This window comes from Lichenibacterium ramalinae (assembly GCF_004137085.1).
Lineage (GTDB): Bacteria > Pseudomonadota > Alphaproteobacteria > Rhizobiales > Beijerinckiaceae > Lichenihabitans > Lichenihabitans ramalinae.
Genome location: NZ_QYBC01000007.1, coordinates 22,406 through 35,749 on the forward strand (window position 1 = coordinate 22,406; position 13,344 = coordinate 35,749).

The following is a 13,344-nucleotide window of genomic DNA, read 5'->3' on the forward strand; positions in this document are numbered from 1 at the left end:
GATCCCGTGTTGGAGGTGATGGTGGGCCACGTCGCTTGTCTCCGGATGGTATCAGGGTCTGGTACGGGCGGGCTCCCGCGATCAGGCGGAGGCGCAGTGCGCCGGCGAGGACCGGGCGGCAAGGTCGATGCCCTCGCGCACCGCCGGGTCGCCGGCCACGCCCGGGTCGAAGGTCAGAAGGCCGGCCTTGAGCCGGGTCCGCACGCAGCGCGCCATGTGACGGCGCAGGTCCGTCACCGGAGCCGGAACGGCGCGGGTGCAGTCCGGCCCAGCGTGAGCACAGCGGGGCGCGAAGCTGCATCCGTCCGGCAGGGCCCGGAGATCGGGCGGGCTACCCGCTATGGCTTCGAGGGGGTGGTCGCGGCCTTGGTCCTTGGCGGTCGAGGCCAGCATCGCCCTGGTGTAGGGGTGCTTCGGGGCGACCAGCACGTCGCGTGCGTCGCCGTATTCGATGATGCGGCCCGCGTACATGACCGCCACCTCGTCGGCGATCTGCGCCGCCACACCGAGGTCGTGCGTGACGAAGATCATCGCCATGCCCATCTCGCGCTGGATCCTGCGGAGCAGCACCAGGATCTGGATCTGCACCGAAGCGTCGAGGGCCGTCGTGGGCTCGTCGGCGAGGAGCAGGCTCGGGCGGCACGAGAGCGCCATGGCGATGACGATGCGCTGGCGCAATCCGCCCGACAGTTCGTGCGGATAGGCTTTGAGCCGCCGCTCGGGCGAAGGCACGCGCACGAGTTCCAGCAGTTCCAGCGCGCGCGCCCAGGCCGCCTCGCGGCTGACCTTCTCGTGGCGCCGGACGGTTTCGGCGATCTGCTCGCCCACGGTATAGAGTGGGTCGAGCGCCGTCATGGGCTCTTGGAACACCATGGACACGAGGGAGCCGCGCAGCTTCGTCATGGTCCGATCGCCGATGCTGGCGATGTCGTGTTCGCCGACTCGCATCCCGCCCTCGATGACGGTGCGGCCCTTCGGGTGCAGGCGCAGGAGTGAGCGCATCATCACGGATTTGCCGGAGCCCGATTCACCGATCACGCACAGGACCTTGCCCCGCTCGAGATCGAACGAGATCCCGTTCACCGCCCGAACGGTCGCGTCCCGGCTGACGAAGGTCACCCGCAGGTCCTCGACGCGCACGAAGGGCTCGGGCCGGGGCACGGCCGCGACAGCGGGGGGCGACATGTCGTTCACGGGATGTCCCTCGTTCGTCAATGGACGCCGACCCGGTCGGGAGCCCGGCTGTGCCCGGACCCTGGCTGGACCATGTGGCAGGCCGCGAGATGTCGCTCCGGCGCCAGCGCCAGCACGTCTCCCAGCACCGGAGCTGCGGTCTTGCAGATCTCTTCGACGAAGGGGCAGCGCGTGTGGAACCGGCACCCCGGAGGCGGGCTCACGGGGCTCGGTGGGTCCCCGGCGAGCGGAGCCGCCTCGACGCGGGCCTCTGGGTCCATGCTGAGCCGACAGGCGAGCAGCGCCTGGGTATAGGGGTGTTTCGGGTCGTCGTAGATCGCGTCCACCGGGCCGATCTCCACCACTTGGCCGAGGTACATGACGAGGACACGGTCCGAGATGTATCGGACCACGTGCAGGTCGTGTGAGATAAAGATGTAAGTTAGATTCAACTGCCTCTTCAGCACGCCGAGCAGATTCAGCACCTGCGCTTCGACGGATTTGTCGAGGGCCGACACGGCCTCGTCGAGGATCAAGAGGCGCGGGTCCAGTGCGAGCGCGCGAGCGATGTTGACGCGTTGCTTCTGACCGCCCGACAGCTCGTGCGGATACCGCTGCCCGAAGAGGCTGGGGTTGAGCCCGACTTTCTCCATGAGAGAGCGGGCCTGCGCTTTGGCGCTGCTGCCCGAGGCACCCTGGACCCGGGGCCCGTAGGCGATCGATTGCTCGATCGGCAGGCGCGGGTTCAGCGACGAGGCGCTGTCCTGGAACACCATCTGGAGCGACCGGCGCAACTCGTCGAGCATGACGCCGCGCGCTTCGCCTACGGGATCTCCGTCGAGCACGAGTTGTCCCGCATCCTTGGGGATCAAATGCATCAGCAACCGGGCGAGCGTGGACTTCCCGCAGCCCGACTCGCCCACGATGCCGAGCGTCTCGCCCTTCACCACGACGAAGGACACGTCGTCGACGGCCCTCACCTCGGCGACCGTGCGGTTCAGCAGGCCGGCCCGGATCGGGAATGACTTCTTCAGGCCCTGCACGATCAGCATGGGCTGGGCAGGACCGCCACGGTCCCGTGGATCGGGGGACGGGTGGGAGCCTCCCGCGACGGCGATGGGATGGATCACGACGGCGAACTCCCTCAGGACCTGACGTCCATGGCCTGGCGCAAGCCGTCGCTCACGAGGTTGAACGCGATGGAGGTGACCAGGATGGCGATGCCCGGAATCGCGCTCACCCAGGGCTGGACGTAGATCGATTGGCGTAGCGTCGAGAGCATCAGCCCCCAATCCGCCGTCGGCGGCGACACGCCGAGCCCCAAAAAGGACAGCCCCGACGCTAGGATGATGGAGACCGAGACCAGGGTGGAGGCATAGACCACCACCGGTGACATCACGTTGATGATGACATGGGTGAACAGGATCGACAGCGTCGAGGCGCCGGTGGCACGGGCGGCGTCGACGAAATCCATGGTTCGGACCTGGGCGGTGGCGGTCTCGGCGACGCGGCATAGCGGCGGGATCAGCACGATCGTCAGGGTCAGGAGCTGGTTGACGATGCCGCCCCCGAGGCTGCCGGAGATCGCCACGGCGAGCAGCACCGAGGGAAAGGCGAAGAACACGTCCATGGTGCGCATGATGACGGTGTTGACCTTGCCACCGTAATAGCCCGCCAGGACCCCGAAGAGGCCCCCGATGGCCGTCGCCAGGACCACGGGCAGGATGCCCATGGAGAGCGACACGCGGCCGCCGAAGAGCAACCGGCTCAGCATGTCGCGTCCCTGCTCGTCGGTGCCGAGCAGATAGTTGCGGTAGCCGATCGGCTTCAGCCGATGCGCCATGCTGGACTTATAGGGGTCCAAGGGGGCGAGTTCGGGCGCGAAGACCGCCGAGGCCACGATGATCAGGATGAGGACGAGGCAGAACAGCGTGACGTAGTCGTAGCGCAGCCGCCTCCAGACGCTCCCCCAGTAGCCGCGGACGCGTTGCGGCGCGGCAGGCAGGTGCGTAGCGGCCGGCGAACGGGATGGAACGATGGCGTCGGTCATCGGCGGCTCTCGATCAGCTGCGCTTGATGCGGGGATCGATCGTCGACTGGACGAGATCGACCGCGAGGTTGATCAGCACGAAGGCCGTGGCGAGGACCAGGATAGTGCCCTGCAGAAGCGGGATGTCGCGGGTCAGCACGGCCTTGTTCAGCAGGTAACCGGTGCCGGGCCAGGTGAAGACGGTCTCGACCAGCACCGAGCCGCCGATGAGGTAGCCGAGCTGAAGCCCCAGCATGGCCACGGCCTGGGGCAGGATGTTGCGGAGGGCGTGGACGATGACGGCGCGCTCGCTGAGGCCCTTGGCCCGCAGCGTCTGCACAAAGTCCTGGTTCAGGATCTCGGCCACGGCGGCGCGGGTCGTGCGGGTCATGATGCCGAGGGGCGGCAGAGCCAGCGCGACGATGGGCATGATGGCGAACTTGAAGTCGTCCCAGTGCAAGTAATCGAAACTCTCCGAACCGCTTGCCCCCATGCCGGTCGCGGGCAACCAGGACAGGTTGACGGCGAAGAGGATGACGAGGATCACGCCCAGCCAGAAGGGCGGCACGCTGATGCCGAAGACCGCCACGGCCGTGATGACCCGGTCGGCGAGCCTGCCGGAGCGGTAGGCCGCCAGGACGCCGAAGATCGTCGACACCACGAAGGCCAGCACCACCGAGATGAGGGCGATCACCAGGGTGTTGAGGAAGGCGTGAAGGACTTGTCCAGCCACCGGGGCGTTGTTGGCGATCGACAGGCCGAGATTGCCGACCAGGACCTTGCCGAGCCAGATGACGTACTGGACCACGAGCGGCTGATCGAGCCCGTAGGCGGCCCTCAGCCGTGCCGCGTCGGCCGCACTGGCGGTCGGCGACAGCAGGTTCTGGATCGGGTCGCCCGGGGCGATCTGCACCAGGGCGAAGCAGATGATCGTGACACCCAGAAGGATCGGGATTGTCAGGACGATGCGCCGGGCCGCGTAAAGCCACATCGGGCCTCTCCAGTCTCGGTTTTGGGGCTCGAGGCCTCCCGCCGGGGAAGGCCTGCCGGGTCCCGGTTCAGGGATGAACCACGATGGGTGTCAGGTCCTGGAACCAGCTCTGCGCCTGGACGAACCCCGACAGTTTCGGGGATAGGGCACGCGGGTTGAGGTCGTGCACGATGTAGAGTTCCGAAGCGTCGGCGACGGCCTGTTCGTTCATCTTCGTCAGAAGAGCGTTGCGCTTGCCTTCGTCGAATTCACCCAGGGCTTCGGCGCCCAGCTTGTCGATCTTGGGATCGGTGAAGGCACCCCAATTGCAGCAGGCCGGCGGTGCGTAGTCGGTCATCCACTTCTTCAGGATGCCCTGGACGGGGTCGATCGGCGCCATGGAGAAGTTGATGGCGTTGTAGTCGGACTTCTTCGATCCGGCCAGGAACACTCCGATCAGGGCGTTCCAGTCCATCGGCTCGAGATTGACCTTGAAGCCCACGGCTTCGAGCTGCTCTTTCACCAACTCGTTCATCGGTAACGGCTGCATCTGTCCCGACCCCGACGTCGATATGCCGACCTTGATGGTGCAGGGCATGCATTTGGCCTCGGTCAGCAGCGCCTTGGCCTTCTCGGGATCGTAATCGTAGGCGACCGGCTTGCCGTACCAGGGCTGGGTCTTGATCAGCGTCTCGTCGGCCGCCACGGCCACGCCCTGGAGCATGTCCACCATGTCCTGCCGGTTCATGGCGTAATTGGCGGCTTGGCGCACGCGGATGTCGTTGAACGGCGGCACGTCTGCCCGCAGCAGATAATCCCAGTTATGGGGGTAGGGCACCATGACGATGTTCATCCCCGCCGCTTTCAGGCGCGGGATGGTGTCGGGCGAAGGGGCCTCGACGAAGTCGACCTGACCGGACAGCAGCGCGGCGGCGCGGGTCGACGCCTCGGGCATCGGCAGCAGCACTAGGCGGTCCTGCTTCGGGATGCGCTGCGGGTTCCAGTATCGATCGTTCTTGACGAGCTCCAACCGCTCGTGGGGAACGACCTTGTCGAACTTGTAAGGACCCGTGCCGGACGGATGCTGTGCGTACAAGTTGTAGTCGTTGCCGGCTTTCTGCACGGCACAATTTGAGATCATGTAGTACATCGCCATTTCGTAGGGAAACAGCGAACTCGGCATCTTGGTATTGATTGCGATGGTGTAGTCGTCGATCTTGTCGACACTGGCCACGTTGACCACGTATGTGCCCATCTGGCCGACGTGGCGTGGATTGTACCCGGACGATTTGGGGTCCATCACGCGGGCGAAATTCCAGATGGCCGAATCCGCATTCCAGGCGCACCCGTCATGGAACGTCACGCCCTGGCGGAGCTTGTAGATCCAGCGCTTGTTGTTCTGGGGGTCGACGGTCCAACTCGTGGCGAGGCCGGGCGTGATGCCCGCGGCCTTGTCGGAACTCGACAGGTCCCACAGGGCCAGCGCGTCGTAGATCGTGTATCCGGCGAAGCGATAGCCCTCGTAGCCTTGGTCGGGCGCCCCGGTGTAATCGGGGATGTCGGCCGCCGTCATGGCGACCCGCAGGACCGATTCCGCCGATGCTCGGCCCGAACCCACGTGCAGGGCAAGGGCCGTCAGGGCGGCCAGCGTCACGGATTTCGTAAAACGCGCTGAGATCATGTGCTCACTCTCGCGATCCGACATGCCCATCGGCCATTGTCTGGGAGGTGCTCCGCAAACCGCGTGCCAATGAAGCCCGGACTGGAGCGCCGGTGTCGGCCGGCACGCCCCGCCGCCGCGCAAGTCCTTCTTTGAAAAAGGAAACATCCGGACCAAAAATTCCGTCGGCTGTGCGGAGGCACGGGCAGATCCAGACAGGCGGTTCGGCAAGGGGCCGGCGACTGCTGCGCGCGGAAATGCGGCAGATTGACTTTTTATTGCGCGTTCAAAATTCTTGTTTTCAAATAAACCGGGTCCTAGGCTGCCTGTGTCTTCCCACGCGACAGGTTCCAGCATGCCGAGTGCGCCCTCCACAGACCTTTCCGACGACGATATCGCCCAGCGGTTCCGGGCCGCCGGCATCGTGGTGCCGGCCGATCGCGCGGCCGGAACGGCCGCCGCCGCCCGGCGCCTGCTGGGTGTCCTGCATTGGCTTCGCGCCCCGCGCTCGGTCGCCGCCGAGCCCGCCGCGATCCTGGTGCTCGGCGAGCGGGTGCCGCGATGAGCCTGGCCGGCCCGCTCCATGAGCTTTCGATCGCCGACGCCGGCCGGGCCCTGCGCGCCGGCGAGGTGACCTCGCTCGCCCTGACCGAGGTGGCCCTCGACCGGATCGCGGCCTTGAACCCGGCGCTTCATGCCTTCGTGCTGACGCTTCCGGAGCGCGCCCGGGAGGACGCGGCCCGGGCCGACGCTGCCTTTGCGCGAGGGATCGACGCAGGTCCGTTGCAGGGCATTCCCTACGCGCTGAAGGACATCTATGGGACGGCCGGCATCCGCACGACCTGCCATTCTAGCCTGCTGCACGACCATGTCCCGACCGCCGACTGCGCGGTAGAGGAGAAGCTCGCGGCCGGAGGCGGGGTGCTCCTCGGCAAGCTCGGCACCTTCGAATTCGCCATCGGCGGACCGAGCTTCGACCTGCCCTTCCCGCCCGCCCGAAATCCCTGGAACTTGAACCACTTCACGGGCGGCTCGTCTTCGGGCTCCGCGGCCGCGGTCGCCGCCGGCATGGTCCGCATGGCGATGGGGTCCGACACGGGCGGCTCGATCCGGGGGCCGGCGGCCCTGTGCGGCACCGTCGGGCTCAAGCCCACCTATGGGCGGGTCTCCCGCCGCGGAGTCTTCCCGCTCGCCTATTCGCTGGACCATTGCGGCCCCTTGAGCTGGAGCGTCGAGGATGCTGCGCTGACCTTGCAGGTCGTGGCGGGTCATGACCCGCTGGACCCGGCTTCGGCCGACATCGCCGTCCCGGATTGCGCGGCGGCACTCGGGCAAGGCCTCGAGGGGCTCCGCATCGGCTACACGCGCCGCTTCTACATCGACAATCCGTTCCTGACGCCGGACGCCACCCGAGCCCTCGACGCCGCCGCCGAACGGCTGGCCGATCTCGGCGCCGTCGTCGACGAGGTCGACATCCCTGACTTCGCGCTCTTCGACGCCTGCGCCCAGGTGATCATGTTCGCCGAGGCCTATGCGATCCACGAGACGGACCTCAAGACCCGTCCCATGGCTTATGGCCGCTATGCCTATCAACGCATCGCGTCGGGCGCGGTCCTGTCCGCGGCCGATCTCGTCCAGGCCCAGCGCCTGCGTCGCGAATTGACCGATGCCGTCCACGGCGGGGCCTTGCGCAGCCACGACGCTCTGCTGACGCCCACCAGCCTGTCGACTGCGGCACCTTTCTCGGATTTCGGCCCCGACGCCGCGCGGTGGGGCGGCATGCTGACCAACCCCTTCAACGTCACCGGCAGTCCGGCACTGGCGCTTCCGATCGGCTTCGGCACCGATGGTCTGCCGCTCGGCGCCCAGATCGTCGGACGGCCCTTCGACGAAGCGACGGTGCTGCGGATCGGTTCGGCCTTCGAGGCGGCGGCCGGCGTCTCCGGCCATCGCCCGCCGCTTGCGCTGCCGGCCGCCAGCTGAGCGCGGGAGGACGGAGCCCATGCTGGACACACCGCATTATGCCTCGCTGATCGACACTGGTGCCGGGATCGCGTCCGGCGCGCTGTCGCCGGTCGCCGTCACCGAGGCCATGCTGGCCCGGATCGCCGCCATCGATTCTCGCCTCAACAGCTACCTCGCCGTCACGGCCGAAGCCGCTCTCTCGGATGCCGAGGCGGCGCTGCGCGAGATCCGCGCAGGCCTGCACCGCGGCCCGCTCCACGGCGTGCCCATCGCCATCAAGGACCTGTTCCACACGCGCGGCACGCCCTCGACCTTCGGCTCCCTGGCCTATCGGACCGTGGTGGGCCAACGGGACGCGACCCTGGTGCGACGGCTCCGACAGGCCGGCGCCGTGATCCTGGGCCGGCTCCATCTGCACGAGGGCGCCTTCGGGGGACATCATCCCGCCTTCGGCCCGTGCCTCAATCCTTGGAATGCGGATTACTGGCCGGGCGGCTCCTCGTCGGGTTCGGGCGCCGCGACGGCAGCCGGGCTCTGCTTCGGCAGCCTCGGTACCGACACGGGCGGCTCGATCCGGTTCCCCTCCGCCGCCAACGGCGTCACGGGACTGAAGCCGACCTGGGGCCGCACCAGCCGCCACGGCGTGTTCCCGCTGGCGGATTCTCTCGACACGATCGGGCCGATGGCGCGCAGCGCGGCCGATGCCGCGGCGCTCTTCGACGTCCTGGCGGGCTTCGACCCCCTGGACCCGACGAGCCTCGCGGTACCAGTCCCGGACCATCTCGGCGGCCTACGCGGCGCCTTCGGGGCGCGCGGGCTCAGGATCGGGCTCGACGAGGCCTACCTCGAGACGGGCGTCGATGGCGAGACGATCGCGGCCATCCGCGCCGCCCTCGCGGTGCTGGAGGATCTCGACGCCACCATCGTCCCGGTGACGGTGCCCGACCGGGCCGACGCGACCGCGGCCCAGATCGCCATCATGGAGGCGGAATGCGCGCGGTTTCACAGACCCGCCTATGCGGCCGACGCGACGCTCTTCGGCCCGGAACTCGCCGGCGCGGTCTCGCGCGGGCTGTCGGCGGATCCCATTGCGCTCGCGTCGGCCTACATCACCCGAGACCGCTTCAAGGGCGAGGTCGCACGGATGTTCTCCGGCGTCGACGCCCTGGTGTCACCCGTCACCCCCACGGTCGGGACCCGCTACGACGCGATGGCGGAGCAACTGACCGACCTGCCGCGCTTCCTGGCCTTCACGGCGCCCTTCAACGTCAGCGGCAGCCCGAGCGTGACGATGCCCTGCGGCGCCTCCGCGATCGGGCTGCCGATCGGCGTTCAGCTCATCGGCCCGCACCTGTCCGAGCCCCTGCTGCTCAGGGCCGCGCATGCCGTCCAGCAGGTCACCGACTGGCACATGCGCCGGCCTCCCGGTTTCTGATCATGACACGGAGTTTCCCCCACGATGTCTCTCGACGAGCTCCACTACCAGCCGCTCATCACGGTCGCGCACCACATCGCGGACCGGAGAATCTCGCCCGTCGAGGTCACGCGGACGATCCTCGACCGCATCGCACGCCTCGACCCGAAGCTCGGGAGCTTCACGACCGTCACGGAAGACCTGGCGATGCGGCAGGCGAGGGCCGCCGAGGCCGAGATCGTGGCGGGCCGCTACCGGGGCCCGATGCACGGCATCCCGGTGGCGGTGAAGGACCTCTGCTTCACCAAAGGCATCCGTACGACGGGCGGCATGACGATCCATGCCGATTTCGTGCCCGACCATGACGCGACCGTCGTGAGTCGCCTGGCCCAGGCCGGCGCGGTTCTGCTCGGCAAGCTGCACATGACCGAGGGGGCCACCATCGAGCACCACCCGGACTTGCCCGAGCCCGTGAACCCCTGGAAGAGCGACCTATGGACCGGTGTGTCCTCGTCGGGATCGGGGATCGCGACGGCGGCCGGGCTGACCTATGCCGCCATCGGCTCCGATACGGGCGGCTCTATCCGGTTCCCGGCGGCCTGCAACGGGCTGACCGGCGTGAAGCCGACCTGGGGCCGGATCAGTCGACACGGCATCTTCGATCTCGCGGCAACCTTCGATCACCTCGGTCCCATGGCCCGCTCGGCCGCCGATGCCGCCGCCATGCTGCAATGCTTGGCGGGTTGGGACCCTGAGGACACGACATCCCTGTCGAGCCCGGTCCCCGACTACCTCGCCGGGTTGGCGGGCGTTTCCGGCGCGCGGGGTGCTCGAATCGGGATCGATTGGGACTATGCCGGGACCGACCTCGAACCCGCGACGCTCCGCTGCATGGAAGACGCCGTCGGCGTTCTCGAGACCATCGGCGCCGATCTTCGGACCGTCGCCTTTCCGGCGGTCGACACGCTGCTCCGCTATACGATGGTCATGACCATGGCCGAGATGGCGGTGCATCACGAGGCGACCTATCCATCCCAGGCCGACCGCTACGGCGCCTGGATCAGCAAGGGCATGGAGGCCGGGCGCTCGGCCACCAGCCTGGAGATCGGCAAGGGCATCATCGCGCGCGCCACTTTCCGCGGTGCCCTGGCCCGGCTCTTCGACGAGGTCGAGATGATCGTCGTTCCGGTCTTCCGCACCGGGACGCCGACCTGGGCGGAGGTGCGCGCGGCCGTGGCCGAGGACTTCAATATCATCGGCAAGTTCACGACGCCGTTCAACGCCTCGGGGACCCCGACCGTCACGCTGCCCTGCGGCTTCTCCGGGGACGGCCGTCCGATCGCGTTCCAGCTCGCGGGGCCAGCAGGCTCCGAGGGGCGGCTGTTGCGCGTCGCCCATGCCTACCAGCAGGAGACCGACTGGCACGTCCGCCGTCCCCCCGTGTCCTGAGGGGAGCCGGAGGGGCGCTGCGTCCGGCCCCTCCTCGCCTTCACTGGAGCAGTTCGCGCAGAAGGCTTCGCAGTTCCGTGGCTTTATCCGAGTCCAGCCTGTCGACGATGCGTTGCTCCTGTGCGGTGGAAACCCCGCGCAGGCGCTTGAACAGGGCTTTGCCGTCCGGCGCCGTCAAGACCATGACGCGGCGGCGATCGTTCGGATCGGGCGCGCGATACACGAGGCCTTCCATCGTCATCTTATCGACGATCTTTGTCAGAGTCGGGGTCTCGATCAGGGCCTGCGCGGCAATCTCGCCCATGGAGCGCGGCTCACCCGCATCGAGCACCTCCAAGATCCTATACCGTTCGATCGGCACGCCGCCGGGCCGCAACCGCTCGCTGAGATCCGCTTCGAGCTGCCGGTTCAGGCTGGCGATCAGGTAGCCGAGCTGATCCGTCATGCGGGTCTGTCCCGCGGTGTCCCCCTTGCGGCGCCTGGTCTTGGAGGTCACGTCGGTTCCACGAAGTTCAGCGCCCCGAAAGGGAGCGTCGCGCGCCGCCCTTTCGGCGAAGCCGGGCGGGTCGTGCCAGATAACACTCAGTCTCGCGATTAGCAATAATCCATTCGGCAAGAATCAAGTCGTGAACGTGGCGATCACTTCCAGCCGGACGCCATCGGCTTGGCCGAGGTAGATCGACGGCGAGCGGCCCACGGGCTTGTCGTCCAGCAGGGTGCGAACGGCCGGGCGGGAGAGGCGTCCCCCGAGATGGCGCGCCAGATCCGGGCCACTACGGCTGCCGATCGCCCCCGCCAGCCCGGCCAGGACGTGCAGGCCCTCGTAGAACGACACGCTCGCGGCCGAAACCGGCGGTGCCCATTCCCCGAAGGCATCGTGGTAGCGCTCGAGGAAGCTGTCATTCGACCGCGTCGGATGGCCGGCGAAGTAGTGGGCGGCGGTGAAGAGGTTGATCGACGCGTCGGCCCCGATCGCGCACATCACGGTCTCGTCGATGATGAGGCCGAACCTCAGCATCCTCTCGTCGAGGCCCGCCACCGCGAAGGCGCGGTTGAAGTCGATCGCGCATTGGCCGACCAGGGCCTGGACGACCACCTGCGCGCCACTCCTGGCGATGACCTGGAGGATGTCGAAGTCCTGTCCGGCACGATTGGGCAGAAAGGCGTGCCCCACGATGTGACCACCCTGACGTGCCAGTAGGGTCTGTGTGGTGCGGAAGGCGAGCCGGGGCCAGATGTAATCGTTGCCGACGAAGAAGATGCGGTCCGCGCCCTTGACGTCCTTCAGCCATTGAAGGGACGGCGCCATCAATTCGTGGTCCGTACTGCCGATCGCGATCGTCGAGGGACCGCAGGCGATGCCCTCGTATTGGGGTGTGTAGATGTACGGCACTTTGCCGGCCAAGCGCTGGCTGACCGAGTCGCGCAGGTTGCTTGGATGTCCGCCGATGATCACCCCGCAGCCTTCGACGTCGACCAGCGTGTCGACCGCCGCCAGCGCGTCCTCGGGATCGAAGCCGCAATCGGCGACGACGAGTTCCACGCGCTCGCCCAGGATGCCCCCTGCGGCGTTGATCTCGCCCGCACCGAGGATCGCCGCGGCATCCATGGCGGGGGCCCAGATGCCCGCTATGCCGCTGCGCGGATGCAGCAAACCGATCTTCATGACCACGCCTCTCCCGGCCAAAGGGTGTGGGCCGACCGCTGCCGCCGCGACGCCGAGCCAGGGCCGGCGCCGACGTCAGCAGTCGCTCACGACCTCATGCAAGGTTCGAGCCGGCAGGTCACGCCGTCGCGGAGGAGACGTCGCCGTGGCCGGTCCCGGGCAAATCATCATTGCCAGGCAGATATTTTCATCGTTGAATATATGGACTCGGCGGGTCGCCCGTGCAGATCCGGGTCGATCCACACACGAGGCGAGGAGCCGTGATGCACAAGGTGTCCATCCCCGAACATGTCGTGGCTCGCAGCCGCCTGCAACGCGGCGGCCGGGAGCACCTGTTCGAGCGGCTCGACATGGCGAAGGTCGCTCATGTGGTGGTCGACCTGCAGGTGGGTTTCGTGGCCGAGGGCGCGCCGGTCGAGGTGCCGATGACGCGGGAAATCTTCGGCGCCGTCAACGCCGTGTCGCGCGCCGTGCGGGCGGCAGGCGGCACCAACGTCTTCCTGCGCTACACCTGCGACGCCCGGGAAGACATGCCCTGGACCGTGTGGTTCGACAACTACATGACGCCGGAGCGTCGGGCCACGATGCAACTCGCTTTCGCCCGAGGGGCGCCCTATTGGCAGCTCGCCCCCGAACTCGACGTCGCCCCCGGAGATCTGCTCGTGGACAAGACGCGGTTTTCCGCCCTGATCCCCGGGACCTGCGACATGGATGCCCAGTTGAAGGCACGGGGCATCGACACGCTCATCATCTCCGGCACCCTCACCAACTGCTGTTGCGAGAGTACGGCGCGGGACGCCCTCCAGATGGGCTACAACGTCATCTTCCTGACCGACAGCAATGCGGCACTCAGCGACGAAGAGCACAACGCCACGCTGATCAGCATGTCGGCGATCTTCGCCGACGTGATGGACACGGGGCGCCTGCTCGGCCTCATCGCGGGCTCGGGGACGATGCGGACGGCGGCCTGAGCCGCGCCCATACCCATCCCACCGCATCGCTCCTGCCCCAGGCCTCG

The 13,344-nt window shown here is 67.7% G+C and carries 12 protein-coding genes; 5 read left to right on the plus strand and 7 right to left on the minus strand.

Going from position 1 to position 13,344, the window contains the following annotated elements:
• Positions 1-81 precede the first annotated feature (81 nt).
• From D3272_RS09565 to D3272_RS09585, 5 genes are all read right to left on the minus strand, one after another.
• Positions 82-1,185, minus strand: coding sequence for an ABC transporter ATP-binding protein (locus tag D3272_RS09565; protein WP_129219115.1), 1,104 nt, complete (start codon positions 1,183-1,185; stop codon positions 82-84).
• 26 nt (positions 1,186-1,211) lie between these two features.
• Positions 1,212-2,225 carry an ABC transporter ATP-binding protein gene (locus tag D3272_RS09570; protein ID WP_129219116.1) on the minus strand — a complete coding sequence of 338 codons (1,014 nt, stop codon included), beginning with the start codon at positions 2,223-2,225 and terminating at the stop codon, positions 1,212-1,214.
• Positions 2,226-2,317: 92 nt separating this feature from the next.
• Complete coding sequence (locus tag D3272_RS09575; RefSeq protein ID WP_129218944.1) at positions 2,318-3,223, minus strand: ABC transporter permease; 906 nt, start codon at positions 3,221-3,223, stop codon at positions 2,318-2,320.
• Positions 3,224-3,236: 13 nt separating this feature from the next.
• Positions 3,237-4,193 (minus strand): ABC transporter permease, encoded by a 957-nt coding sequence (locus D3272_RS09580; protein ID WP_129218945.1) that lies wholly within the window; start codon positions 4,191-4,193, stop codon positions 3,237-3,239.
• Between the two features lie 67 nt (positions 4,194-4,260).
• A complete protein-coding gene (locus D3272_RS09585; RefSeq protein ID WP_165361289.1) occupies positions 4,261-6,189 on the minus strand; it encodes an ABC transporter substrate-binding protein in 1,929 nt (642 codons plus the stop codon).
• Between D3272_RS09585 and D3272_RS27260 the strand changes: the two genes are divergently transcribed.
• From D3272_RS27260 to D3272_RS09600, 4 genes are read left to right on the plus strand one after another with little or no spacing between them, the layout of a single operon-like run.
• Positions 6,188-6,397 carry a hypothetical protein gene (locus tag D3272_RS27260; protein ID WP_165361290.1) on the plus strand — a complete coding sequence of 70 codons (210 nt, stop codon included), beginning with the start codon at positions 6,188-6,190 and terminating at the stop codon, positions 6,395-6,397. The genes D3272_RS09585 and D3272_RS27260 overlap by 2 nt on opposite strands.
• Positions 6,394-7,815 (plus strand): amidase, encoded by a 1,422-nt coding sequence (locus D3272_RS09590; protein WP_129218947.1) that lies wholly within the window; start codon positions 6,394-6,396, stop codon positions 7,813-7,815. Before D3272_RS27260 ends, D3272_RS09590 begins: the two co-directional genes overlap by 4 nt.
• A gap of 19 nt (positions 7,816-7,834) precedes the next feature.
• Complete coding sequence (locus D3272_RS09595; RefSeq protein ID WP_165361291.1) at positions 7,835-9,232, plus strand: amidase; 1,398 nt, start codon at positions 7,835-7,837, stop codon at positions 9,230-9,232.
• 24 nt (positions 9,233-9,256) lie between these two features.
• Positions 9,257-10,660 carry an amidase gene (locus D3272_RS09600; RefSeq protein ID WP_129218949.1) on the plus strand — a complete coding sequence of 468 codons (1,404 nt, stop codon included), beginning with the start codon at positions 9,257-9,259 and terminating at the stop codon, positions 10,658-10,660.
• 40 nt (positions 10,661-10,700) lie between these two features.
• On the opposite strand, the gene D3272_RS09605 is transcribed toward D3272_RS09600, so the two are convergent.
• Both D3272_RS09605 and D3272_RS09610 read right to left on the minus strand, forming a co-directional pair.
• Positions 10,701-11,105 (minus strand): MarR family winged helix-turn-helix transcriptional regulator, encoded by a 405-nt coding sequence (locus tag D3272_RS09605; RefSeq protein WP_129218950.1) that lies wholly within the window; start codon positions 11,103-11,105, stop codon positions 10,701-10,703.
• A 174-nt stretch (positions 11,106-11,279) separates the two neighbouring features.
• Positions 11,280-12,326 carry a substrate-binding domain-containing protein gene (locus D3272_RS09610; protein ID WP_129218951.1) on the minus strand — a complete coding sequence of 349 codons (1,047 nt, stop codon included), beginning with the start codon at positions 12,324-12,326 and terminating at the stop codon, positions 11,280-11,282.
• Positions 12,327-12,589: 263 nt separating this feature from the next.
• Here D3272_RS09610 and D3272_RS09615 point away from each other — a divergent pair, with 263 nt between their 5' ends.
• Positions 12,590-13,297 (plus strand): cysteine hydrolase family protein, encoded by a 708-nt coding sequence (locus D3272_RS09615; RefSeq protein WP_129218952.1) that lies wholly within the window; start codon positions 12,590-12,592, stop codon positions 13,295-13,297.
• Positions 13,298-13,344: the final 47 nt, after the last annotated feature.